Below are 24,387 nucleotides of genomic sequence, written 5' to 3' on the forward strand. Positions count from 1 at the left end.
AACTCGGCCCCCGCCGCGAGCCGGTGCAACGCCTCGCTCTGACGCGCGTCGTCCACAGCCCACGCACGCAACTCGGCCGGCGCGTCGAGAACGGACAACGGCACACGCTGTAATCCATACGGAGGAATCCACGGCACCCCCGGATCAGGATCCAACCCGTTCGCCAACCGCTCCGCCTGACCCCGAAGCCACCGCAACGCCAACCGAGGAGACCCCACCGGCACCCCACCAAGACACAGAGCCGACCGACCATCACCCGCATACGCCTCCACCAGGATCAACCCCGTCACAGCAGCTCACCCCGACTACGACGATTGGCACGGCCCAACTCGGCACGCAGACGCTCTATCGGACCGGCGAGCCGGACACAGGACGGGTCCGCCTCCCACTCGGCCCCACCACCGACCGGCCGCAACGACCAGTACGGACCGGCCACCCCACGGAACTCCCCCACGCGGTCGCCCTGCGAGATGTCCACCATGAGCGTGCCCGGCTCCGGGCTCACTGTGCACCCCCGCGCCTGGAATCACGCTGCTTCGGCTCCCCTGCGGGGCGGCGCGCGGAAGTCGAGCAGGAGCACGGTGACGCGGGCCACAGACCGGCAGCGGCATCCAGGAGTGCTCGTCGGCGGGCACGATCAGCGGGGCTTCGTCGGATCATGCAGTGACGTTAGAACCGTCGCAATGACGCTGTCTGTGGTACTTCGCCCATCCGTTCTCCAGAAGTGCCCCGGTTATACAGTTAGTTGCAGCGTTCGAGCCATGCGGCGCATCTCCGGCGTCAATGTTCGGCGTCCCGATACCACCGTTCGGAGCACGTCTCGGGCGGGGCTCTGGTTCGGGAACCACTCGGGCGACTCGGCCTGCACTTCGGACAGCTTCCCGAACGCCTCTGTGAACTGGCCGAGACGGGCATACGCGCTCGCCACGTCGAGCCCATGACGAGCGCGGACGCTGGCGGAGGGAACCACAGCGGACCTCTGTGGCTTCGGCAGTGGAGCCGCCAGGCGCAACGCGCGGTCCGGCTTGTCCCGGACCAACGCGTCCTCCACGTACTTCATACGCACGGAGATGGGCCCGAACGTACGCATCTGCTCGTGCCCTGGCCGAGTCTCCCTGCCGACGGCCGTAGCTGCGCTGGCCGCCAGCTTCAGGGCATCCGAGGCCGCTCCGGGCTGGTTGTTCCTGATCGCTGCGGCGGAGACGTTCAGCAGCGACAGCCCCCAGGCCGACAGCTCGGCGGCGGTGGCCCGGCTCATGCGCGGCTCCAACTCGTCCGCCCAATGTGTGGCCGTACGCAAGGCTTCATCGAGCCGGCCCTGCCTCATGAGAAGCCAGCACAACGTGTTGACGGTTGCCGCGGACTCCATACGGTCCGCGGCGTCGTCGAGTGCTCGGCGAACAACCAGTTCGGCGATGTCGAACTGCCGAGTATGAGTCAGGGCCCCGGCCGCCAGTTGCAGCACGCGGACGCGGACGCCTCTTCCGTCGGTGTCGAGCGTGTCCGCGTCGCGGAGCAGAGGGGGAAGAACTGTCGCCAGTTCGGCGAAGCGGTGGGCCCGGTAGAGCGGGACGGCGTCAGCGAGCACCGACGCGACTCCGTGCGGGGTCGCCGGTTCGCGCGCTTCCAGCGCTGGGGGCCGCATCAGTTCGGCCCGGACCGGTGCCCATAGTTCAGGCGTCCCGGACACGGGGCCTTGCTCTCGGGGTTCGACAACCAGAGCCATGGTCGGCAGCCGAAGGGCGCGCGCCAATGCGTGGAGAGTCTCCATGCGCGCCCCGTCGCGCTCCCCCTGTTCGAGCTTCCGAATCGTAGAGACCGAAACCCCGGAATATTCGGCCAACTCCCTTTGGGTAAGCCCGCTTAGCTTGCGGGCTTGCTTGACTTTCTTCCCCGCATCAGTCATGCGACCAGAGTACGGCCGGCGGCAGCTGTCCGTCATAGAGAGCGAACACGGCGAAAGCCTCGCCACGCCCCGGTCCGGGAGCCACGACGGGACGGACCAAGATGGCGGAGGCGGGACCCACCAGGGCGGCAGGGGCGAGGGCCGACGGGCCGAGGGCCGAGGGCCGGCGGGACTCCGATGGGGTGAAAGGAACCGCAACCGCCCCGGTACGCCCGCCCCGGCGGGGGCGGGGCTGCTTGGATGCCCGGGTCCCGCCTCGCGCACTCCCCCGACACGGAAAAGGACACCGCCATGCCCGAGCACGCCCGTCCCGCAAGGGTCCTCGCCGCCGCCGTCCTGGCCATGGGCGGCCTCGCCGCAGCCGGTCAGGCACCGGTCTCCGCCGCGCCCACCCCCAACCAGGACCTGATCAACAAGATGGACGGCAGCCGCCTGGCGCTGCTCAACGACAGCACCGCCGACGGCGCCACCGCCATCACCCTGCGCGACCCCGCGTGGAAGTACAGCACCGAGCGGTGGGAGGTGGACCTCTCCGCCTGGCAGGCGGACGCCCCCCACACCTACACCGCGACGCTGCGGAACGAGGCGGCGGACAAGTGCCTCCAGCCGAGCGCCGCGACGCCGCAGCGGGGCACCACGGTCGTCGTCCGGACCTGCGACGGCTCGCGGCTCCAGAAGTGGAGCCTGTACGCGGAGCGGGTCGGCGACAGCTACACGGGCTGGTGGATGTACCGCCCGATGGTGGACAAGAACCTCGCGCTCAGCCTGAACAGGTACAACGACGGCAGCTGGGACAGCCTCTACCTGAACATCGCCCAGCCCAGCTCCGACCGGCTGTGGCGCAGGGCCGCCGACGACACCCCGCTGGCCAACGGCTGATCGTCCGCACGTCCCCTCCGTGGGTCCACGGCGCTCCGGCCGACGCCCGCGCCGACGCCCGACGCCCGGCGCGCGAGCCACCGCGTTCGTGCCGTCCCGGCTCCTATACTCCGCGCCATGTCGAAGACCAGCTGGGCCGAACTCCCTGACGACGTACGCGCGATGGTCCGGGAACGGGTCGGCCGCGTCGACCGGGTCGAGCCGGTCGGGCAGGGCTTCAGCAGTCCGTTCGCGGCCGTGCTGGACACCGCCCGAGGCCGGTTCTTCGTCAAGGGGGTGCGCCGGGATCATCCGTTGGCGTGGACACAGGCGCGGGAGGCGGCGGTGAACCCGTACGTCGTCCCGGTCGGGCCGAGGCTGCGGTGGCGCGTCACCGCCGACGGGTGGGACCTGCTCGGCTTCGCGTATGTCGCCGGGCGCGGGGCGGACTATGCCCCGGGCTCCGCCGACCTCCCGCTCGTCGTCGACGCCATGACCGCTCTGGGCCGGATCACCTGCCCCGGCGTCGAACTGGAGGCGGCCGAGGAGCGGTTCGGTTCCCGGCTCGACGACCCCGCGGACGCGGCGCTGCTCGCCGGCACGGCGTTGCTGCACACGGACTGGTTCCACACCAATGTGCACATCGACGACGGGGACGGCGGCCGGGACGGAGGCGACGGGGAGGGCGGCCGGGGCGACGGACGCGGGGCGCGGGTCCATGTCGTCGACTGGGCGTGGGCCACCCGGGGCGCCGCCTGGGTCGACCCGGCGTGCTGGGTGGTCTGGCTCGGCTTCGCGGGGCATGGCCCGTACGAGGCCGAGCAGTGGGCCGCCAAGGTCCCGGCCTGGTCCGCCGCGTCCGCCCACGAGCTGGATGTCGCCGCCGTCGCCCTCCGGCGCTACTGGCGCTCCACCGAGGAGGAGCACCCCAACGACTGGACGCGTCGTCTGCGGGGCGCGGCGGACCGCTGGGCGGCGGACCGGCTGGACGGCCGCCGACCCCCGCCCGCGAAACGCCGCGCGGCAGCCCTCAGTCCCCCGAAATGGCTCGCGTGAAGCCGTAGTTGGAGGCGGTGAGCCCGCCGTCCACCCGGAGGGTGGTGCCCGTGATCCAGGCCGCGTCGCGGGAGGCGAGAAAGGCGACGGCGGACGCGATGTCCTCCGGCTCGCCGACCCGGCCGAGCGGGTAGAGGCCGCTCACCCGGGCCAGTTCGGCGTCCTGGCCCGCCCAGGCGTCCGTGCGCACCGTGCCGGGGGCGACCAGGTTGACGCGCACGCCGCGCGGTCCCGCGTGGCCCGCGAGGGTGCGGGTCAGGCTGGCCAGGCCCGCCTTGGCGGCGCTGTAGCCGTGGCCGCCGAAGTCCTGTTCGCCGTTCACCGAGCCGATGTTGACGATCGCGCCCCGCCCGGAGGCCACCAGGTGCGGGAGGGCGGCGCGGGCGCAGCGGTACGGGCCGGTGAGCGTGATGTCCAGGTCGCGCTGCCAGGACTCGTCCGGCTGGTCCTCGAAGAGCGGGGCGTCCTCCGCGCACGCGTACGCGTTGTTCACCAGCACGTCCAGGGAGCCGAACGCGGCGACCGCGTGCGCCACGGCGGCCTCGACCGCCGCCCGGTCGGCCACGTCGCAGGGCAGCGCCTCGGCCGTCGCGCCCGTGGCCCGTATCGCGGCGGCGGTGTGCTCGGCGCGGTCGCCGTCCAGGTCGGTGACCAGCACCCGGGCTCCCTCCGAGGCCAGTCGGCGGGCCGTGGCGGCGCCGATGCCCTGGCCGGCCCCGGTGATGAGCGCGCCGTATCCCTCGAACCGTGAACTGCATCCGGACGTACGGGAGTCAGGGGAGGCGGGGGTCCCGGTGACGGCGGGGGAAGCCGGGGATGCAGAGGACGCGGGGGAAGCGGGGGAAGCCGGGGAAGCCGGGGATGCGGAAGTCATGGCGCCGACCGTACTGCCCGTACCAGGGCCTGGGCACGGGGATCGGCGGTGACTCCCTTCTGCAGACCGTTCGTCACATAGCCCAGGGCGATGCCGGATTCGGGGTCGGCGAAGCCGAGCGAGCCGCCGCGGCCGGGGTGGCCGAAGGAGCCGGGCGCGAGGAGCGGGGCGGCCGGGCCGTGGAGCATGTAGCCGAGTCCGAAACGGGTGTTGACGACCAGGACCCGGTCCGGCCCGGCCGACTCCTCGGTGCGGGCGAGGGTGAGCGTGGCGGGCGCGAACAGCCGGTGGCCGTCGACCGGGCCGATCATCGCGGCGTAGCAGCGGGCGAGGGCGCGGGCGGTGGCGATGCCGTTGGAGGCGGGGAGTTCGGCCGCCCGGTATGCGGGGTCGTTCTCGTCGGGCAGCGGGTCGATGGCCCCGAAGGCGCGGCGGGTGAGGGAGAGCGGGTCGCGGTACGCCTCGGCCACGGACCGCTTGGGGCGCAGCCGCAGGCCGCCGCCCGGACCGGCCGGGGTCTCGACGGGGCCGATCCGGCCCACCCGGTGCGCCTCGTCGGCCGGGAGGCCGAACCAGAAGTCCAGGCCGAGCGGGCGGGCGATCTCCTCGGCGATCCAGCGGCCGACGGTGCGCCCGGTGACCCGGCGCACGAGTTCGCCGATGAGGAAGCTGTACGTCTGGGCGTGGTAGCCGTGGTCGGCGCCGGGCTCCCACTGGGGGCACTGGGCGGCGACGGCCCGCGCCCCGGAGACCCCGTCGGTCGCCTCGGAGGGGGTCAGCGGGCAGTCGAGGGCGGGGATGCCGGCCCGGTGGGCGAGGAGGTGGCGGACCAGGACGCGTTCCTTGCCGCCCGCCTTGAACTCCGGCCAGTAGGTGCCGACCGGGGCGTCGAGGTCGAGCTGTCCGCGCTGGTGCAGCATCAGCGGGACGGCGGAGGCGATGCCCTTGCCCGCCGAGCGGACGATCTGGACGGTGTCCACGGCCCACGGTTCGGCGCCGTCGACGTCCCGGGTGCCGGCCCACAGGTCGACGACCTTGCGGCCGTCCCGGTAGACGGTGACCGCCGCCCCGCGCTCACCGCGCTGCTCGAAGTTGCGGACGAAGGCGTCCCGGACCGCTTCGAATCCGGCCGCCACCGTGCCGCGTACGTCCACGCCTGCTGCTGCGTTCCCGCTCATCCCTCCATGGTGCCTCCCCCGGCGGGGTGAAAGGGTGGCGGGTCACCGGATGTTCACGGCCCGCCGCGACGGCGCTCAGCGTGCCGTGGCGTCCACGGTGACGGAGCGCGGGTCGAAGCCGAAGGGCAGCTCCAGGCGGTGGGCGCGCATCAGCTCCTCGTCGCAGAGCAGGTCCTGGGTGCGGTCGTCGGCGGCGATGACGCCCTCGCTGAGGATCACCGCGCGGGGGCAGAGCTCCAGGGCGTACGGCAGGTCGTGCGTGACCATGAGCACGGTGACGTCCAGGGACCGCAGGATGTCGGCGAGTTCGCGCCGCGAGGCCGGGTCCAGGTTGGACGACGGCTCGTCCAGGACGAGGATCTCCGGCCGCATGGCGAGGACGGTGGCGACGGCGACGCGGCGGCGCTGGCCGAAGGAGAGGTGGTGCGGCGGCCGGTCCGCGTACGCCTCCATGCCGACCCGTTTCAGGGCCTCGACGACGCGTTCCTCCAGTTCGGCGCCGCGCAGCCCGGAGGCGGCGGGCCCGAACGCCACGTCCTCGCGGACGGTGGGCATGAAGAGCTGGTCGTCGGGGTCCTGGAAGACGATGCCGACGCGGCGGCGGATCTCGGCCAGGTTGCGCTTCTCCACCGGGAGTCCGGCGACGCGGACGGCGCCCGCCCCGGCGTCGAGGATGCCGTTGAGGTGGAGGACCAGGGTGGTCTTGCCGGCTCCGTTCGGGCCCAGCAGCGCGACGCGCTCGCCCCGGCCGACGGTGAGATTCACCCCGAAGAGTGCCTGGTGGCCGTCGGGATAGGCGTACGCGAGGCCGCTGACCTCCAGCGAGGGCGCGGGAGCGGCGGACGTGGACGTGGGTGTGCTCATACGGTCCATCCCAGCAGGCAGACGACAAGGGCGAGGACGGGGAGGGCGGCGGCGTACGCCCACTGCGCGCGCGAGGCCGTCGCCTCGTCGATGACCGGCATGGAACCGGCGTAGCCACGGCTGACCATGGCGAGGTGGACGCGCTCGCCGCGCTCGTACGAGCGGATGAAGAGCGCGCCGGCCGTCTTGGCGAGGACCCCCCAGTGGCGTATCCCGCGCGCCTCGAAGCCGCGCGAGCGGCGGGCGATCGACATCCGGCGCATCTCGTCGGTGATCACATCGCCGTAGCGGATCATGAAGGAGGCGATCTGGACGAGCAGCGACGGCAGTCTGAGCCGCTGGAGCCCGAGCAGCAGCGCGCGCAGTTCGGTGGTGGAGGCCAGCAGCACGGAGGCGGCGACGCCGAGAGTGCCCTTGGCGAGGACGTTCCAGGCGCCCCAGAGGCCGGGGACGCTGACGGCGAGACCGAGCACCCGGGTCTGCTCGCCGGGCACCACGAACGGCATCAGCAGCGCGAACGCGACGAACGGCACCTCGATGAGCAGCCGCTTGAGCAGGAACCCGGCGGGGATGCGGGCCACCGCCGCGACGCCGCCGAGCAGCACGGCGTACAGGGCGAACGCCCACACCGCCTCGCGGGGCGTGGAGACGACGACCACGACGAAGCTGAGGGCGGCGGCGAGCTTGCAGTGCGGCGGCAGCGCGTGGACCGGCGAGCGGCCGTCGCGGTAGAGCCGGTGGGCGTGGCCCGCGCCCATGTCAGACGGTCTCCCCGGCGCGCGCGGCGCCGGCGGACGCGTCCGGGGTACGGCGGCGGCGGATCACGTAGAACACCCCGCTGCCCACCACGACCGTGGCGCCGACGCCGATCACCCCGGCGAGGCCGCCGGAGAGCCGGGCGTCGGAGACGTCCTTGACGCCGTAGTCGGCGAGCGGGGAGTCCTTGGCCGCGTGCTCCTCGGTCTTCTTGTCGATGCCCTGGTCGGCGGCGACCTTCTCCAGTCCGTCGGGGGAAGAGGAGGCGTAGTAGGAGACGAAGCCCGCCAGGACCAGGGCGGTGACCAGGCCGGCGGCCCAGAAGCCGCGCGTGGAGCGGGCGGCGACCGGGGCGACGGGCTGCCGGGCCGGGGCGTCGACGAGTGCGCCGTCGACCCGGAGCTTGAGCGGCGCGGTCAGGCCGCGGGCCCCGTGGACCAGGTCCGGGCGGACCGCGAGGACGGCCCCGACGGTCAGCGCGGTGATCACGGCCTCGCCGATGCCGATCAGGACGTGGACGCCGACCATGGCGGTGAGGACCTTGCCGATCGGGATGTCCGTGGTGCCGCCGATCCAGTAGATCAGCGTGAAGACGCAGGCCGCGGCGGGGACGGAGAGCAGCGCGGCGACGAAGGACGCGGCGGTGGTGGAGCGGCGGGACTTCGGCAGCACCCCGGTCAGCCCGCGGAAGACGGCGTACGCGACGGCGGTGGTGGTGATGCCCATGTCGAGCACGTTCACGCCCAGCGCGGTGAGGCCGCCGTCCGCGAACAGGACGCCCTGCATGAGCAGGACGACGGAGACGCAGAGCACCCCCGTGTACGGCCCGACGAGTATCGCGGCGAGCGCCCCGCCCAGCAGATGGCCGCTGGTCCCGGCCGCGACCGGGAAGTTCAGCATCTGCACCGCGAAGATGAACGCGGCGACGAGACCGGCCAGCGGCGCGGTGCGCTCATCCAGTTCCCGCCGTGTGCCCCGCAGGCTGACGGCGATCGCGCCCGCGGCGACGACTCCGGCCACGGCGGAGACGGGCGGGTCGATGAATCCGTCGGGTACGTGCATGGGGGCTCGCTTCCTGCGCGCCCGCGTCGTCTCTCGGGCCGGGTGGCCGCGGGCGCGGGTGTCACGGACGGGGGTGTCGTGAACCGCTCAATGATAGGACCTTGTTGCAAACGCTTCGCAAGAGCGGATACGTCACATGTTCCGGCGACGCGGAACGCGGCAGGGCGGGGGCGCGGCCGGCCGCACCGGTTCGCCGTACCGCGGGACACACCCGGTCCGGCGAACCGACCGGACCCCCGGACCAGGAAATATGCGACATTTGATGTCAGGGAGAGAACAGGGGAGAGAGACACACGCGAGGAGTCCCACCATGCCCCCCGTGATCCAAGAACAGGCCGAGGCCTGGCTGGTCAATGACACCCCGGACCTCCCGGCGGTACCGGTCGACCTGGTGTACGACGCCGACGCCGACCCCCGTAACGTCCATCTCGCCTTCCCGGGCGGGATCGACTGGGCGTTCGGCCGCGATCTGCTGGAGCGCGGACTGACCCGTCCCGCCGAACGCGGCGGCATCCGGGTGTGGCCGTGCGGACGGACGCAGCTGGTCGTGGAACGCCACACGGCGGAGGGCGTGGAGGTCGTGCAGTTCGACAACGCGCCGCTGATCCGTTTTCTGCACCGCACGGAGGACGAGAACACCGACGACGAGGGCGTCGGCACCCACGCACCCGCCTGACACGCGCCCGGTGGACGCCCGACGCCGCCTGACGCGCGCCTGACACGCCTGACACGCCTGACACGCCTGCCACCCGGCGACGGGCAGGCGCCGTCCCTATGTACGCACGACGTGTGCGCACGACATGTACGCACGACGTGTGCGCACGACGAAGCCCCCGCGCCGCTCGCACGGGGGCTTCGTCCTCGCCCCGGCACCCCGTCCCCACGGGTGACCGGTGCGTTCCGGGGCCACGCGCCGCTCAGGCGTGGCCCCGGGGTCTCGGCAGCCCGGCGGCCCGGCGGCACGGCCGGGCCCGGTGCGTGCCAGGTCCGATGGGTGCCGGGCCGGGCCCGATGGTTGCCGGGCCGACGGGTGCCGGGCCTGGTGCCGACCGGGCCCGGCACGGACCTCAGACGCGGCTCAGCTCGCGCTCTCCCTCGGCGTCGCCGCGACCGGGCGTACCGGAACCGGCGGAACCGGCCCCCGCTCCGGGCGTCTCGCCGAGCTGCTCCCGCAGCCCCTCGCCCTCGACGTCCACGTTCGGCAGCAGACGGTCCAGCCAGCGCGGCAGCCACCAGGCGCGGTGGCCGAGCAGGGCCAGGACCGCGGGCACGATCGCCATCCGGACCACGAACGCGTCGAAGAGGACGGCGACGGCGAGCGAGAAGCCGATCATCTTGACCATCTGCTCGCTGGAGCCGATGAAGCCCGCGAAGACGGCCATCATGATCACGGCCGCGGCCGTGACGACCCTGGCCCCGTGCCGGAAACCGGTGACGATCGCCTGGCCCGGCTTCTCGCCGTGCACGTAGGCCTCCCGCATCCGGGTGACGAGGAAGACCTCGTAGTCCATCGCGAGACCGAAGACCACGCCCACCATGAAGATCGGCATCATCGACATGACCGGGCCGGTCTGCTCCACGCCGAAGAGCGAGCCGAGCCAGCCCCACTGGAAGACCGCGACGACCGCGCCCAGGGCGGCGACCACCGAGAGCAGGAAGCCGAGCGCCGCCTTCAGCGGCACCAGCACCGAGCGGAACACCACCATCAGCAGCAGGAAGGCCAGACCGACCACCAGCGCCAGGTACGGCAGCAGCGCGTCGTTCATCTTCTGCGAGAAGTCGATGTTCATCGCCGTGGAGCCGGTGACCAGGACCTTGGCGCCCGTGCCGGCCTGGATCTCCTTGCCTGCGTCGCGGATCGCGTGGACCACGTCCTCCGTGGCCGTGGAGCTGGGCCGGTCCTTCGGGATGACCGTGATCATCGCGGTGTCGCCGGCCTTGTTGAACTGGGCCGGGGTCACGGCGGCGACGCCCCGCACACCGGAGATCTCATCGGTGACCTGCTTGACCGCGGTCTTGCCGTCGGAGCTGCGCGCGGTGTCGACGACGACCACCAGCGGCCCGTTGAAGCCGGGGCCGAAGCCGTCGGAGAGCAGGTCGTAGGCGCGCCGCTGGGTAGTGCTGGTCGGCTGGGAGCCGTCGTCGGGCAGGCCCATCTCCAGGGACGCGGCCGGCACGGCGACGGCGCCGAGGCCGATGACCCCGGCCAGCAGCACCCACACCGGCTTGCGCAGCACGAACCGCGCCCAGCGGGTGCCCATGTTCGGCCGGTCCTCGGACCCGTTCGGCGCGGCGGACCCGTTCGGCGCGGCGGACTCGCCCGCCTTGCGGGTCCGGCGGCCCAGGACCCGCTTGCCCGCGAAGCCCATCACCGCGGGGACCAGAGTGAGGGCCACCAGGACCGCGATCGCGACCGTGCCGGCCGCGGCGATGCCCATCTTCGTCAGGATCGGGATGTTCACGACGGCGAGGCCGACCAGCGCGATGACCACGGTGAGCCCCGCGAAGACCACCGCCGAGCCGGCCGTGCCGACGGCCCGGCCCGCCGCCTCCTCGCGCTCCCGGCCCTCGGCCAGCTCGACGCGGTAGCGGGAGACGATGAACAGCGCGTAGTCGATGCCGACGGCGAGGCCGATCATCATCGCCAGGGTGGAGGTGGTGGAGCCGAGGTCGAGCGTGTTCGCCAGCGCCGTGATCGTGGAGACACCGATGCCGACCCCGATCAGGGCGGTGAGCAGCGGCAGCCCGGCCGCGACCAGCGAGCCGAAGGTGATCACCAGCACCACCGCGGCGATCGCCACGCCGATGATCTCGGTGGCCCCCGTCTCAGGCATCGCCATGAGCGCGTCACCGCCGATCTCCACGGTCAGCCCGCTCTTCTGCGCCGCGTGGCCCGCGTCCTTCAGGGCGTCCCGGGTCGCGTCGGTCAGCTCCATGCCGCTGACCTTGTACGACACCGCGATGTACGCCGTGGAGCCGTTCTCGCTGACGGCGCCGACGGTGTAGGGGTCGGCGACCGAGGCGACCTGGTCCGAGCCGGACTTCAGGCTGCCGACGGCCTTCTCGACCTGGGCCTTGTTCGCCGGGTCGGTCATCTTCCCGCCGTCGGGGGCCTTGAAGACCACCCGGGCGGTCGCGCCGTTGGCGTTGGTTCCGGGGAAGCGCTGTTCCAGCAGGTCGAAGGCGCGCTGCGCCTCCGTGCCGGGGATGGAGAAGGAACTGGAGGCGGCGGTGGACGCGGAGGCCGCGCCGAACCCGGCGAGCGCCAGCAGCGCCACCCACACCAGGGCGACATAGCGGCGGCGCCGGAAGGCGAACCGTCCGAGCTTGTAGAGGAATGTGGCCACGGGGGCGTACTCCCGGTCAGGTCGTGTGGTGGAAAAGGGCGTGGGGAACCAGCCCGACGACGAGAGCGGCGCGTGTCAGGTGGGGCTTGGGTGCTACGGGGAGGACGGGGCCGTACGAGGGGGACGCGACCGTGCGGATGCGGGGCGGGTGACGGACGGAACGGGTGGAACAGGCGGAACGGGCCGGTCAGACTCCGAGAGCGGGGAGGATCACGGAGTCGACGTAGTCGTCGACGTAGGCGGGGTCGACGGGGCGGTCCTCGACCAGCCACCGGGTCGTGTACGCGCCGATGAGCATGTGCGGCACGTATTTCAGCGCCGGGTGGTCCGGTGCCACCTCGCCCCGGTCCACGGCTCTGCGCAGCATCGTCTCCAGGCCGGTCATCTCCGGCTCGATCAGCAGCTCGCGCAGGGCCTGGAGCAGATCGGGGCTGCCGTGGGCGGCATGGGCCAGACCCCGCATCAGCGCGGAGTCCTTCTCCATCTGACAGGTGTCGACGAGGTTCAGCGCGGCGTGGAAGTCGCCGCGCAGCGACCCGGTGTCGACCTCGGCGAGGGCCACCGGCTTGCCGTGCCGCAGGGCCCTGACGACCAGCTCGGGCTTGCTCCCCCACTGGCGGTAGAGGGTGGCCTTGCTGGAACGCGTACGGGCGGCGACGGCGTCCATGGTCAGGGCGTCGTAACCGACCTCGCGGAGCAGGTCGAGCACGGCGGCGTACAGCTCGCCCTCACGCTCGGGCGTGAGCCGGGTGCGTGCCATGTGCCGACCCCTTACAACAATCGAACGAAACTGTTTCGTACACATACACGCTAACGCACCCGGTGAACGAAACCGTGTCGTTTCGCTTGTGTTCCGCACCACAGCGCGCGGCCCGCACCACAGCGCGCGCCCCGCGCCGCAAAGGTCGGTCCGCGCCGCAGCGAACGCCCCGCACCGCCGGAGGACAGCGCGCCGCACGGCAGCGGACGGCCCCCGTACGACAGCGAACGCCCCGCCCCGCGCGCCCGCCCCCCGCGCGCCCCTCGACGCGCCCGTCCGCCGTCACGAGTTGCCGCCGCCCGCCCCCGCGGAAAGCATGGAGAGGTGAGTGACGACGTCGCGTATCTCCGTTTCCCCCACCTCCACGACGATCTGATCTGCTTCGCGGCCGAGGACGACCTCTGGGTCGCACCCCTCGCCGCCGAGGGGCAGCGGCCCGGCCGGGCGTGGCGGCTGACCGTCGACCGCACCCGGGTCGGCCATCCGCGCTTCTCCCCCGACGGGACCCGCATCGCGTACACGAGCTGGCGCAGCCTCGACCCCGAGATCCACCTCGTCCCGGTGGAGGGCGGACCGGCCCGCCGGCTCACCTACTGGGGCTCGACGGACGCCCGGGTCTGCGGGTGGACCCCCGATCCGGGCGACGACGCGCACATCCTCGCGGTCTCCTCGCACAACCAGCCCCTGTCGCACCTGTCCTGGGCCTACGCCCTCCCCACGGACGGCAGCCCGGGCGGCAAGCTGCCCTGGGGCCCGGTCTCCGACATCGCGGTCGCCGAGACCGACGGCGAGCGCCGCACCCTCCTGCTCACCGGCACGCCCCCGCACGAGCCGGCCTCCTGGAAGCGGTACCGGGGCGGCGCCACGGGCCGGCTGTGGCTGCACGGCAAGCGGCTGCTCGCGGACATCGGCGGCCATCTCGACTCGCCCATGTTCGTCGCCGGGCGGATCGCGTTCCTCTCCGACCACGAGGGCGTCGGCAATCTGTACTCCTGCCGCCCCGACGGCACCGATCTGCGCCGCCACACCGACCACGACGCCTTCTACGCCCGGCACGCCTCCAGCGACGGGCGCCGGGTGGTGTACCAGTGCGCGGGCGACGTGTGGCTGGTGGACGACCTGTCGCCGCACGCCGTCCCCCGCAGGCTGGAGGTGCGCCTCGGCGGCCCACGCGCCGGGCGCCGCACGTACCAGGTGCCGACCGCCAGCAACATCGACTCGCTGTCCGTGGACGAGACCGGCCGGGCCAGCGCCGTCGCGGTACGCGGCAGCCTGTACTGGCTCACCCACCGCGACGGCCCCGCCCGCACCATCGCGGACACCCCCGGCGTCCGGGTCCGGCTGCCCGAGATGCTCGGCAGCGGCGGCCAGGTCGCCTACGTCACGGACGCGGAGGGCGAGGACGCGATCGAGATCGCCTACCTGCCGCGCGCCAGCGGCGACCACCCGCCGCGCCGGCTGGCCTCCGGACGGATCGGCCGGGTCCACGAGCTCGTCGCGGACCCGGACGGCGAACGCCTGGCGATCGCGACGCACGACGGGCGGCTGCTGCTCCTGGACACCGACGAGGAGACCGCCACCGGCGAACCGACCGAGCTGATCCGCTCCATCAACGGCCCCGTCCGCGACCTGGCGTTCTCCCCGGACGGCGCCTGGCTGACCTGGTCGCACCCCGGGATCGGGCGCTCGCTGCGCCAGATCAAGCTGGCCCGCATCCTGGGCGCCGGCGCCCCGGTGATCGTGGACGTCACCAACGGCCGCTTCGAGGACGAGAATCCCGTCTTCACCGGCGACGGCCGCTATCTCGCGTTCCTCTCCTGGCGCGGCTTCGACCCGGTGTACGACGTGCACACCGGCGACCTGTCGTTCCCGCTGGGCTGCCGCCCGTACCTGGTGCCGCTGTCCTCCGCCACGCCCTCCCCCTTCGCCCTCTCCCCCGAGGGCCGCCCGGCGGCGGGCGGGCTCGACCCGGTCGACGACGTCCAGGTGGCGGTGACGGGCGAGGGGCCGTCGACGGTCAGCGTCGAGTTCGAGGGGCTGGAGAGCCGGGTGACGCCGTTCCCGGTCTCCGCGTCGAAGTACTCGGGGCTGCGCCCGGTGAGCGGCGGCGGGCTGGTCTGGCTGCGCTGGCCGATCTCGGGCGCGCTCGGCGAGACCTTCGCCAACCCGGCCGACATGTCGGGCCGCCCCACCCTGGAGCACTTCAACATCTCCAAGGCCCGCAGGACCGAACTCGTCGGCCATCTCGACTGGTTCCAGGTCAGCGGCGACGCCACCCGGCTGGTCGTGATGGACGAGGGCGAGCTGCGCGCCGTGCCCGCCACCGAGATCGCGGACAGCGACACCACCGTCTACCTCGACCTGCGCCGCATCCTGCACGAGGCCGACCCGGCGGCCGAGTGGCGGCAGGCGTACGCGGAGGCCGGGCGCATCGTCCGCGCGTACTTCTGGGACCCGGGCATGTCCGGGATCGACTGGGACGGCGTCCTCGACCAGTACCGGCCGCTGATCGAACGGGTCGCCTCCCCCGACGAGTTCGCGGATCTGCTGCGGGAGGTCCTGGGCGAGCTGGGCACCTCGCACGCGTATGTGTCACCGGCCCGCCGCAACGAGGGCCCCCCGCACTACCAGCGGGCCATCGGTCTGCTCGGCGCCAACCTGGTGTGCCGGGACGGCGACTGGACGATCCGGCGCATCCTGCCCGGCGACTCCTCCGACTCCAAGGCCCGTTCCCCGCTGGCCGGCACGGGCATCCGGGCGGGCGCGGTCCTCACCCATGTCGACGGTCGCGCGGTCGACCCGGTCGCGGGCCCGTACCCGCTGCTGGCGGCGGCGGGCGGCACCACCGTCGAGCTCACCTTCCGCCCGCCCGTCCCCCACCACCGCCCTTCCGACGAAGGCCCTTCGGGCTCCTCGGTCCCGAAGGGCGGCGGGGGCCGCCCCCGCCGCGTCGCGGTCGTCCCGCTGGTCGACGAACGCCCCCTGCGCTACCAGGACTGGGTCGCCAAACGCCGTGAAGTCGTAAGGGAGTTGAGCGGCGGCAAGTGCGGCTACCTGCACATCCCGGACATGGGCGGCTCCGGCTGGGCCCAGTTCAACCGGGATCTGCGCATGGAGATGTCCCGCCCGGCGCTGATCGTGGACGTACGCGGCAACGCGGGCGGCAACATCAGCGAGCTGGTGGTGGAGAAGCTGACCCGGACCATCCTCGGCTGGGACCTCACCCGCGACGCCCAGCCCATCAGTTACGCCTCCAACGCCCCGCGCGGCCCGGTGGTGGCCCTGGCCGACGAGGCGACGTCCTCCGACGGCGACATGATCACCGCCGCGTTCCGGCTGCTGAAGCTGGGTCCGGTGGTGGGCCAGCGGACCTGGGGCGGGGTGGTCGGCATGACCGGCCGCCACCGGCTGGGCGACGGCACGGTGATCACGGTCCCGATGAACGCCGCCTGGTTCGACACCTACGGCTGGTCGATCGAGAACTACGGCGTCGAACCGGACGTGGAGGCCCTGCGCACCCCGCTGGACTGGGCCGAGGGACGGTACGCGGTGCTCGACGACGCCGTACGGGTGGCCCTGGAGCTGCTGGCCGCCCACCCGGCGGCGACCCCGCCGACGTACGACACGGTCCCGGACCGCCGCCGCCCGCCGCTGCCCCCACGATGATCCCCGGGCCCGGGCCCCGGGCCGTTCGAAGGAAGCAGGCCCGGCCCTGCGGCCGGACGACCGGACGGTCCTACGGCCGGGCGACCGGGCAGCCGGGCAACCGGGCAACCGGGCAGCCGGGCAGCCGAACGGCCGGAGGTCCCTACAGGCCCGACGGCCCTGCGCCCCTGCGGCCGGACGTCCCTGCGTACCTGCGTCCCGACGGCCCTGCGTCCCGACGTCCCTGCGGCCGGACGTCCCTACGGCCGCCCCGTCGCCCGTCCCCGGTCCGGCGGGCAGGCGCCGCGGCGGCGCAGGGTGAGCCAGGTGCGCCCCGCCGACTTGGCGGGCTCCTCGGTGGCGCGCAGCTCGACCAGGCCGGGGAACCGCTCGCGCAGCGCCGCCTCCAGCCGCGAATGGAGGGTGAACCCGGCGGCCGGGCAGTGCGTGCAGGCGCCCGCCATCCGCACCTCCACGCGCCGGTCGTGGGCGGACACGATGGTCACCTCGCCGCCGTGGGAGCGGATGTAGTCGCCGATGGCCCCGTCCAGGACGTCCCGCAGCGCGGCGCGCAGCACGTCGTCCTCGCTGACCTCGGCGGCCGGCCGCCACCGCCGGGGCTGCCGCAGGGCGGCGCCGAGCGCGTCCCGCACTCGGGCCCCGGACCCGGACCAGCTTCGGCCGTCGGCCAGCCGGATCACCACGGCCCGCGTCTCCGCCTCGATGGCGGCGACGTCCCCGGAGCGGAGCATCTCCCCCAGCTCGTCCGGGGCCTCGGCGATCCGTCCGACGACCGGCAGGGTGCCGGCGGGGACGACCCAGCGGACGGTCTGCGGGTCGTCCGTGGCCTCGGGGTGCATGGGAACGGTCTCGGGGTGCTCGGGAACGGCCCCGCGGTGCCCGGGGACGGCCTCGGGACGCACGGCGCTCACGCCAGCCGCTCCACGAGGACATGCGTGAGGAACGCCATCGTCCAGGCCAGCACGAACATGTAGCCGAAGGCGATCGCGGGCCATCGCCACGAGCCGGTCTCCCGGCGCATGACCCCGATGGTCGACATGCACTGGAGCGCGTAGAGGAAGAAGACCAGCAGGGCGGCCGTCGTGGCCGGGGTGAAGAGCTTCTGCCCCTGGCGCGGCCCGTCGGTGTAGGTCATCTGCGTCAGGGCCTCGGCCGGCTGGTCGGGGTTCTGGGCGGCGGCGACCTGGCCGAGGGTGGCGACGAACACCTCGCGGGCGGACAGCGATCCCAGCACGCCGATGTTGATCCGCCAGTCGAAGCCGAGGGGCTCGAAGACGGGCTCGATGGCCTGCCCGATCCGGGCGGCGTAGCTGTGGTCGACCTCGTAGGCCGAGACCGCGGTCCGGTCGGCCGGGTCGACCCCGGCGGAGCGCAGCTGGGCGTCGCTGTGCATGGGCAGGCTGAGCAGCAGCCACAGCACGACGGTGACGAGCAGGATGACCCGGCCGACCTTGTGCAGGAAGCCCTTGCACGCGCTCCAGACGGAGTCGGCGACCGCCCGCGGGCGCGGCAGCCGGTAGGAGGGCATCTCCATGTAGAACGGCAGCGCCGGCCCGCCCCGGCTGCTGAACCGTTTGAAGACCCAGGCGGTCGCCATGGCGGAGAGCGCGCCGACGAGGTACAGGGCGAACATGACGACGCCCTGGGCGCCGAAGGGGCCGACCCGGGCGTCGGGGCTCACCAGCAGGCCGGTCAGCAGCACGTACACCGTCAGGCGCGCCGAGCAGGTCATCAGCGGCGCGCCCATCATGGTCGCGAAGCGGTCCCGGGCCGACGGGAGGGAGCGGGTGGCCATGATGCCCGGGACGGCGCAGGCGAGGGAGGAGAGCAGCGCGACGAACGCCCGGCCCTCCAGCCCGGCCTTGGCCATGAGCCGGTCCATCAGGAACGCCGCGCGGGAGAGGTAGCCGCTGCCCTCCAGCAACGAGATCATGAGGAACAGCAGGGCGATCTGCGGCAGGAAGACCAGGACGCTGCCCACGCCGCCGATCAGGGCGTTGCCGAGGAAGCCGGAGAGCAACTGGTTCGAGACGTGCTCGGCGACCAGCGTGCCGAGCCGGTCGAAGAGGCTCTGCACCGCGTCCTGCAACGGTGTCGCGGCGGTGAAGATGACCTGGAAGAACGCGAACATGGTCGCGAAGAAGACGAGCGTGCCCCACAGCGGGTGCAGCAGCACGGCGTCGATGCGCCGCGTGCGGTGATCGACCTCGGGCACCTCGTAGCCCGCGCTGCGCAGCAGCGACTCCACCCAGGCCCGTCGCTGCGAGGGGTCGGTGGGCGGCGGGACGACCGGCCGCTCCCACGCGGCCCGGTCGAGCAGCGTGGCCCGCAGCTGCTCCAGGTCGTTGCGCGACCCGCTCGTCACCGCGACGACCGGCACGCCCAGCGCGCGCCGGAGGGCGGGGACGTCGAGGGTGCCGCCGCGCCGGGTCAGCTCGTCGCGGAAGGTGAGCACCACGCAGATCGGCAGGCCGGTCCGCATGACCTGGGCCAGCAGCCCGAGGGAGCGGCGCAGCGTCGTCGCGTCGATCGTGACGAGGATGCCGTCGGGCGTGCCGATGTCCGGGTGGTCCGGGTCGAGGGCGTCCGCGACGACCTGTTCGTCCGGGCTGATCGGGTCGAGGCTGTAGGTGCCGGGCAGGTCCTCGATGACCACCTCGTCCTCGCCGACCCGCGCCACCCCCTCGTAGCGGGCGACGGTCACGCCGGGGTAGTTGCCGGTCTTGGTCCGCAGGCCGGTGAGGGCGTTGAAGAGCGTGCTCTTGCCCGAGTTCGGGCTGCCGACCAGGGCCAGGCGGGCCCCGCCGGCGACCGTCCGGGTCTCCTCCGGACCGCAGTGCGCGCTCACGCGGTGCGCCGCACGCGGATGCCCGCGGTCTGCGCCTTGCGCAGCGCCACCTCGTACTCCGCGACCCGCAGGACGACGGGGTCGCCCAGCGGCGCCTTCCGCAGCACGGCGACCTCGGCGCCGGGGGCGAACCCCAGGTCGAACAGCCGTCGCGCGGTGCTCGGCTCGACCGACTCGTCGATGCCGGTCACCTCGCCGCTCATCCCCGGGCGCAGCTCGGCCAGGCACGTGTCCCGCCCGGACTCCGCCGTCGGGGACGGGTCGTCCTTCCGGCGCGCGCCCGACCGCGCCGAGACCATCGACGCCATCGACATCCTCACCACCGCGACCACCTGAGCACCTGAGCGCCTCTTAGGAAAGGCAAACCTCTTTATCCGGATAACAGGAATATAGACCTCGCCCCTGTGCCCCCCGCCCCGCCCCCACCCCGCCCCTCGATGTCCCTCGACGTCCCTCGGCGCCCCCGCCCGAGCGGGCTCCCGGGGGACTCCCAGGCGAGCTCCCGGTGTCCCCCGCATCTCCACGCCCTCGCGAGTGACCTGCCTCACGTGCTGTCACAGCGAACCGCGCCGCGGTGTCTTGATGCCGAAAACCCGGCAACGAAGGAGACACCGTGACCGAGAACACCGAGGTGGTCGTGATCGGCGGAGGGTACGCCGGCCTCACCGCGGCCAACCGCCTGGCCCGCCACGACCACGTGACCGTGACCCTGATCAACCCCCGCCCCGTCTTCGTCGAGCGCATCCGTCTGCACCAGCTGGTGGGCGGGACCCATGACGCGGTCGTCGACTACGGGAAGGTCCTGGCCGGGAACGTCCGGCTGGTGGTCGGCGACGTGGCCCGGATCGACGCGGCGGGGCGCGGCGTCGCCCTGACGACCGGCGACACGGTCGGCTACGACTACCTGGTCTACGCGGTGGGCAGCGGCAGCGCCGAACCGGACGTGCCCGGCGCGGCGGAGTTCGCCCACCCGATCGCCGGCCTGGAGGAGGCGCGGCGGCTGCGGCCGGTCGTCGAGGCCGCGTCGGCCGCGGCCCCGGTGACGGTGGTCGGGGCCGGGCCGACCGGCATCGAGACCGCCGCCGAACTGGCGGAGGGCGGCCGTGCCGTGACCCTGGTCTGCGGCGAGGTGCTCGGCCCGTATCTGCACCCCCGGGGCCGTCGCTCGGTCGCCGGGACCCTCGCCGGACTCGGCGTGACCGTGCTCGAAGGGCCCGGCGCGCGGGTGGCGGCCGTGACCCGTGACACCGTACGGCTCGACGACGGCCGCGAACTCCCGAGCGCGGTGACCGTCTGGGCCACCGGGTTCGGCGTGCCGGACCTGGCCGCCCGCAGCGGCCTGAGCACCGACGCGGTGGGCCGCCTGCGCACGGACCGGACGCTGACCAGTGTGGACGACCCGCGCATCGTCGCGGCCGGGGACGCGGCGGCGCCGGAGGGCCTGCCGTTCCGGATGAGCTGCCAGGCCGCGGGCCAGCTGGGCTCGCGCGCCGCCCGCACGGTGCTCAGCCGGATCGCCGGCGAGCGGCCGGCCCCGCTCGACCTGCGGTTCGTCGGTCAGTGCATCAGCCTGGGCCGCCGCGCGGGAATCTTCCAGTTCGCCTCCAAGGACGACACCGCGAAAGGCTTCCACGTCGGCGGACGCCCCGGCGCGATGCTCAAGGAGCTGGTCTGCGTGTCCACCGTGAAACAACTGGCGTACGAGGCCCGCAGGGCCGGTACGCGCCCCCGGCCGGCCCGCCCCGAGCGCGACGAGAACCCGGCCCGCGCCGAACACCCGGCCTGACCCGGCCGCCGAAGACGTGACACCGCGCGCCGCACGCTGAACGCCACGCGCCGCACACCACGCACCACGCGCTGAACACCACACACTGAACGCCACACGCTGAACGCCACACGCCGAACGCCAGACGCCGAACGCCAGACGCCGAACGTCCAACGCCGAACGTCCAACGCCGAACGCCAGGCGCCGAACGTCCAACGCCGAACGCCGAACGCCGGGAAGAGAGAAGTCCCTTGACCCACGACGACCACCACGCCGCAGACCCGGCGACCGAGGCCTTCGTCGCCCACCGCAACCTGCTCTTCACCGTCGCCTACGAGATGCTCGGCTCGGCGGCCGACGCGGAGGACGTCCTCCAGGAGACCTGGCTGAGGTGGGCGGAGGTGGACCCGGGACACGTGCTCGACCAGCGCGCCTACCTGGTCCGGATCACCACCCGGCAGTCGCTCAACCGGCTGCGCACGCTGACCCGCCGCAAGGAGGCGTACGTCGGCCCCTGGCTGCCCGAACCGGTTCTCACCGCGCCGGACGTGGCCGAGGACGTGGAGCTCGCCGAGAGCGTGTCGATGGCGCTGATGCTCGTCCTCGAAACGCTGTCGCCGACGGAACGCGCCGTCTTCGTCCTGCGCGAGGTCTTCGCCGTCGACTACGACGAGATCGCGGCGGCCGTAGACAAGACCTCTGCGGCGGTCCGCCAGATCGCGCACCGCGCCCGTCGGCACGTCGACGCCCGCCGCCCCCGCGCGGCGGTCTCGGCGAGCCAGACCCGGGCGGCGCTGGAATCGTTCCGGCGCGCGCTCGAAACCGGGGACCTCCAGGGCCTCCTCGACGTGCTCGCCCCCGACGTCGTCCTCCTCAGCGACGGCGGCGGCGTCAAGCAGGCCGCGCGGCGGCCGGTCACCGGCGCGGACAAGGTGGCCCGCTTCGTCATCGGCGGCTCCGGCAAGGCCACCGGCGCGATCACCGGTGACCCCACCCTGGTCAACGGCAGCCCGGCGCTGCTCCTGCGCGTGGGCGGCGAGATCGACGGCGTCCTGGCGCTGCGGGTCGAGGACGCCCGCATCACCGGCCTCTATTACGTCCGCAACCCGGAGAAACTGACCCGCGTCGAGTCCGAGACCCCTCTCACCCTGCGCTGACCACCCCCGACGGCACACTCCCCGTTCCCACCGACCCCTCCGGCTCCACCGACCCCGCCGACCCCGCTGTTCCCGCCGAACCCACCGAACTCGCCGAACTTGCCGTTCCCGCCGGCCCCGCCGTTCCCAGCGGATCGACGGGTTCCGGCAGTTCACCCGCCGGTCTCCCCCACCCGGCGGGCACGGGCAGTTCACACCAGACCGTCTTGCCGCGCCTCCCCTGGTCCACGCCCCACCGCGACGCCAGTGCCCCGATGAGCGCCAGTCCCCGGCCCGCCTCGTCGTCGTCCGACGCGGCCCGGGGCGCGGGCCACATCCCCGGTTCGGGATCGCTCAGCTCGACGCGGACCCGGCCGGGGTCCGCACCGCTGACGCACAGCGTGACCGGCGTGCCCTCCCCGAGGTGCACGATCACATTGGACAGCAACTCGCTGACGCAGAGCAGCAGATCGAGCGCGTCCGCCTGGCCGCACCAGTCGCGCAGTATCTGCCGCACCTGCGGCACGGCCTTCGGCACGGCGATCAGTTCCACCGTGAACGGCACCGCGCTCACGCCTCGGCCGCCCTGCGCAGGACGTCGGCCAGCCGACGCGCGGTCGCCGCATTGCAGTTGCCGAGCACGACCAACTGCGGCCGCCCCGCGCCCCCGGCGAGGGTCACCGGGTCGACGCCGAGCGACGGCAACGTGATCCCGTGCGTCGCGAGCGCCTCCCGGAGCGCCTCGACGTCCGCGCCGACGTCGGGGCCGCTCGCCTCGCCCGGAGGCGTGCCATGCGTGTTGTCCATGAGGAGCCGTACACCTTTCGTTGCGTTGCGTGACGAACCTCTCACACGCTGCCGCACCGGCCCCCGCCGTGGAAGGGTTTCCCGCTCCACAACCGCGGTGTGTAATGCGACCCACCGGTGCAGCTCGGGCCCACTTCACCGAAAGGCACCTCGACGCGGCCCCGCGCGATCCGTCGCACACGCGTCAGCGGCGCATCCCCAGCGCGGCGCGGACCAGCGCGCGCCCCCGGGCAGCCGTACAAGCACCGCGTGCGCTGTCATCGTCGTACCGGGAGCCGCCGGGCCCGGAGTCGTCGGCCCCGGAATCGCCGGGCCCCGAGTCGTCCGACCGGGCGTCGTCGGGGCGTGGACCGCCGACCCCTGGACCGGCGTGCCTGTCGGCCTCGATCTCGCAGGCGCGGCAGACGCCCTCGCTCGGCACCGGGCGGCCGCATTCGCCGCACTCCGCCCAGTGGGCCACGGCCGGGCCGGACCGCCCGGAACGCGGTGGTTCAAGGGCCGGGGGCAGCTTGCGGGTCAGGCGGTCGCCCAGCAACGCCGAGACGGAGTGGATACGGGCGGGCAGCCCGCCCAACAGGGCCCCGGCGAGATCGCGTTCGCCATAGCCGCGCTCCAGCCAGGCGGACACCAACGGCGCGAGCGCCAACGCCTCCACCACACCCAGCCGCAGCCGCGGTTCCGCACCGACCACCCGTAACAGCACGGCCACCGCCGCGCCGTGAGCCCCGCCGGCCGACGCATCGGCACCGGCGTCGGCCAGACGTGCGTCCACTGCGTCGGCCGCACTCGACTGCTGACGCCGACGCCGACGCCGACGCCGGAGGGGACCGGGGAGGGAGGGTTTTTCCCTTCGGTCCTTTACGGGGTTGGAGCCCGAGGCACCGGAGCCCGGTTCGCCGGGAGCCGGTACCGCCGGACGGTTCAGCTCCGGACCAGCGGCAGGGCAGGCGGGGGCCGCACTCATGTCGGGCCGCTGAGGGGTGTCGTAGACGTGGGCCTCGCTGAAGAAAGTCCCGTCGTCGCGACGGACCTTGAGGACCCGGTAGTACCCGAAGGCGGTCAGCTCCCGCAGCGCCTTCGCGACCGCGGTACGGCCCTGCGGGCTGGTGTCGGCCATCCGCCGCCCGTCCTCCGACCAGCCGTCCGGGCGGGACAACAGATCGGCCAACAGCCCGCGCGCGGTGTACGACAACCGCCGGTCCTGCAACAGGACATTGGGCAGAACAGTGAAACCGCACGCATGGCGGCTACGATGAATCTGCATGAGGAGTTCGGTTCCTTGTGCCGGACCCCGGAGCGTTGCCGCGCTGCCGGGGTCACATATTGAGTTCAGGGTGACAGAACGTACCACGCCCCGCACGCTCGGTCGCCCGCCCGAACAAAACGCCAGGCCACACCTCAAGTTGAGAAACGGGCCGCGACCCGTACACCTTTCGCTGCGTTCTGTGACGAATGCCTCACGCACCGCCGCCCCGGCCTCTACCGTGAAGGCTCTTCCCGCTCC

At 73.2% G+C, this 24,387-nt stretch carries 21 protein-coding genes; 6 read left to right on the plus strand and 15 right to left on the minus strand.

Features of this window, described 5'->3' with window-relative positions; all coding sequences use genetic code 11:
• Positions 1–286: 286 nt before the first annotated feature.
• Positions 287–505 carry a hypothetical protein gene (locus tag WA762_RS23210; RefSeq protein WP_335938032.1) on the minus strand — a complete coding sequence of 73 codons (219 nt, stop codon included), beginning with the start codon at positions 503–505 and terminating at the stop codon, positions 287–289.
• 228 nt (positions 506–733) lie between these two features.
• Positions 734–1,906, minus strand: coding sequence for a helix-turn-helix domain-containing protein (locus WA762_RS23215; protein WP_335938033.1), 1,173 nt, complete (start codon positions 1,904–1,906; stop codon positions 734–736).
• A gap of 291 nt (positions 1,907–2,197) precedes the next feature.
• Between WA762_RS23215 and WA762_RS23220 the strand changes: the two genes are divergently transcribed.
• Together WA762_RS23220 and WA762_RS23225 are read left to right on the plus strand one after the other, a co-directional pair.
• A complete protein-coding gene (locus tag WA762_RS23220; protein ID WP_443080655.1) occupies positions 2,198–2,785 on the plus strand; it encodes an RICIN domain-containing protein in 588 nt (195 codons plus the stop codon).
• Positions 2,786–2,902: 117 nt separating this feature from the next.
• A complete protein-coding gene (locus WA762_RS23225) occupies positions 2,903–3,820 on the plus strand; it encodes an aminoglycoside phosphotransferase (RefSeq protein WP_335938034.1) in 918 nt (305 codons plus the stop codon).
• Here the strand turns inward: WA762_RS23225 and WA762_RS23230 are convergent.
• The 5 genes from WA762_RS23230 to WA762_RS23250 form a co-directional block, all read right to left on the minus strand.
• Entirely contained in the window at positions 3,795–4,694 is a 900-nt protein-coding gene (locus WA762_RS23230) for an SDR family NAD(P)-dependent oxidoreductase (RefSeq protein ID WP_335938037.1), read from the minus strand. The genes WA762_RS23225 and WA762_RS23230 overlap by 26 nt on opposite strands.
• Positions 4,691–5,848: a serine hydrolase domain-containing protein gene (locus WA762_RS23235; protein ID WP_335938149.1), complete on the minus strand. Its 1,158-nt coding sequence runs from the start codon at positions 5,846–5,848 to the stop codon at positions 4,691–4,693. The genes WA762_RS23230 and WA762_RS23235 overlap by 4 nt, the downstream gene beginning before the upstream one ends.
• 99 nt (positions 5,849–5,947) lie before the next feature.
• The gene (locus WA762_RS23240; RefSeq protein ID WP_335938039.1) at positions 5,948–6,736 is read right to left on the minus strand and encodes an energy-coupling factor ABC transporter ATP-binding protein; all 789 of its coding nucleotides are present in this window, start codon (positions 6,734–6,736) and stop codon (positions 5,948–5,950) included.
• A complete protein-coding gene (gene cbiQ / locus WA762_RS23245; protein ID WP_335938041.1) occupies positions 6,733–7,494 on the minus strand; it encodes a cobalt ECF transporter T component CbiQ in 762 nt (253 codons plus the stop codon). The genes WA762_RS23240 and cbiQ overlap by 4 nt, the downstream gene beginning before the upstream one ends.
• Before the next feature lies 1 nt (position 7,495).
• Positions 7,496–8,554: an energy-coupling factor ABC transporter permease gene (locus WA762_RS23250; RefSeq protein ID WP_335938042.1), complete on the minus strand. Its 1,059-nt coding sequence runs from the start codon at positions 8,552–8,554 to the stop codon at positions 7,496–7,498.
• A 310-nt stretch (positions 8,555–8,864) separates the two neighbouring features.
• On the opposite strand from WA762_RS23250, the gene WA762_RS23255 reads away from it, so the two are divergent.
• Positions 8,865–9,230 carry an SsgA family sporulation/cell division regulator gene (locus WA762_RS23255; RefSeq protein ID WP_335938043.1) on the plus strand — a complete coding sequence of 122 codons (366 nt, stop codon included), beginning with the start codon at positions 8,865–8,867 and terminating at the stop codon, positions 9,228–9,230.
• Positions 9,231–9,621: 391 nt separating this feature from the next.
• Here the strand turns inward: WA762_RS23255 and WA762_RS23260 are convergent, their stop codons facing one another.
• Together WA762_RS23260 and WA762_RS23265 are read right to left on the minus strand one after the other, a co-directional pair.
• Entirely contained in the window at positions 9,622–11,901 is a 2,280-nt protein-coding gene (locus WA762_RS23260) for an MMPL family transporter (RefSeq protein ID WP_335938045.1), read from the minus strand.
• A gap of 187 nt (positions 11,902–12,088) precedes the next feature.
• Positions 12,089–12,661, minus strand: a complete 573-nt coding sequence (locus WA762_RS23265; RefSeq protein WP_335938046.1) for a TetR/AcrR family transcriptional regulator — start codon at positions 12,659–12,661, stop codon at positions 12,089–12,091.
• 324 nt (positions 12,662–12,985) lie between these two features.
• Between WA762_RS23265 and WA762_RS23270 the strand changes: the two genes are divergently transcribed.
• Positions 12,986–16,327, plus strand: coding sequence for a S41 family peptidase (locus WA762_RS23270; RefSeq protein WP_335938047.1), 3,342 nt, complete (start codon positions 12,986–12,988; stop codon positions 16,325–16,327).
• Between the two features lie 239 nt (positions 16,328–16,566).
• Here WA762_RS23270 and WA762_RS23275 read toward each other — a convergent pair whose 3' ends face one another.
• Genes WA762_RS23275 through WA762_RS23285 form a run of 3 tightly spaced genes read right to left on the minus strand, consistent with a single transcriptional unit; the run spans position 16,567 to position 19,507 of the window.
• Positions 16,567–17,238 carry a NifU family protein gene (locus tag WA762_RS23275; protein ID WP_335938049.1) on the minus strand — a complete coding sequence of 224 codons (672 nt, stop codon included), beginning with the start codon at positions 17,236–17,238 and terminating at the stop codon, positions 16,567–16,569.
• The gene (feoB, locus tag WA762_RS23280; protein WP_335938051.1) at positions 17,235–19,175 is read right to left on the minus strand and encodes a ferrous iron transporter B; all 1,941 of its coding nucleotides are present in this window, start codon (positions 19,173–19,175) and stop codon (positions 17,235–17,237) included. The genes WA762_RS23275 and feoB overlap by 4 nt, the downstream gene beginning before the upstream one ends.
• Positions 19,172–19,507 carry a FeoA family protein gene (locus WA762_RS23285; RefSeq protein WP_335938053.1) on the minus strand — a complete coding sequence of 112 codons (336 nt, stop codon included), beginning with the start codon at positions 19,505–19,507 and terminating at the stop codon, positions 19,172–19,174. The genes feoB and WA762_RS23285 overlap by 4 nt, the downstream gene beginning before the upstream one ends.
• Positions 19,508–19,788: 281 nt before the next feature.
• On the opposite strand from WA762_RS23285, the gene WA762_RS23290 reads away from it, so the two are divergent.
• Positions 19,789–20,961, plus strand: coding sequence for an NAD(P)/FAD-dependent oxidoreductase (locus WA762_RS23290; protein ID WP_335938054.1), 1,173 nt, complete (start codon positions 19,789–19,791; stop codon positions 20,959–20,961).
• Positions 20,962–21,191: 230 nt separating this feature from the next.
• Entirely contained in the window at positions 21,192–22,097 is a 906-nt protein-coding gene (locus WA762_RS23295) for an RNA polymerase sigma-70 factor (protein ID WP_335938055.1), read from the plus strand.
• Here WA762_RS23295 and WA762_RS23300 read toward each other — a convergent pair.
• The 3 genes from WA762_RS23300 to WA762_RS23310 form a co-directional block, all read right to left on the minus strand.
• Positions 22,084–22,650, minus strand: coding sequence for an ATP-binding protein (locus tag WA762_RS23300; RefSeq protein ID WP_335938056.1), 567 nt, complete (start codon positions 22,648–22,650; stop codon positions 22,084–22,086). The two genes, WA762_RS23295 and WA762_RS23300, sit on opposite strands and share 14 nt — an antisense overlap.
• Positions 22,647–22,883, minus strand: a complete 237-nt coding sequence (locus WA762_RS23305) for a hypothetical protein (RefSeq protein WP_335938058.1) — start codon at positions 22,881–22,883, stop codon at positions 22,647–22,649. Before WA762_RS23305 ends, WA762_RS23300 begins: the two co-directional genes overlap by 4 nt.
• A 184-nt stretch (positions 22,884–23,067) precedes the next feature.
• On the minus strand, positions 23,068–24,147 hold the full coding sequence (locus WA762_RS23310) for a hypothetical protein (RefSeq protein WP_335938059.1): 1,080 nt from the start codon (positions 24,145–24,147) through the stop codon (positions 23,068–23,070).
• Positions 24,148–24,387 lie beyond the last annotated feature (240 nt).

This window comes from Streptomyces tyrfis, assembly GCF_037034285.1.
Classification (GTDB): domain Bacteria; phylum Actinomycetota; class Actinomycetes; order Streptomycetales; family Streptomycetaceae; genus Streptomyces.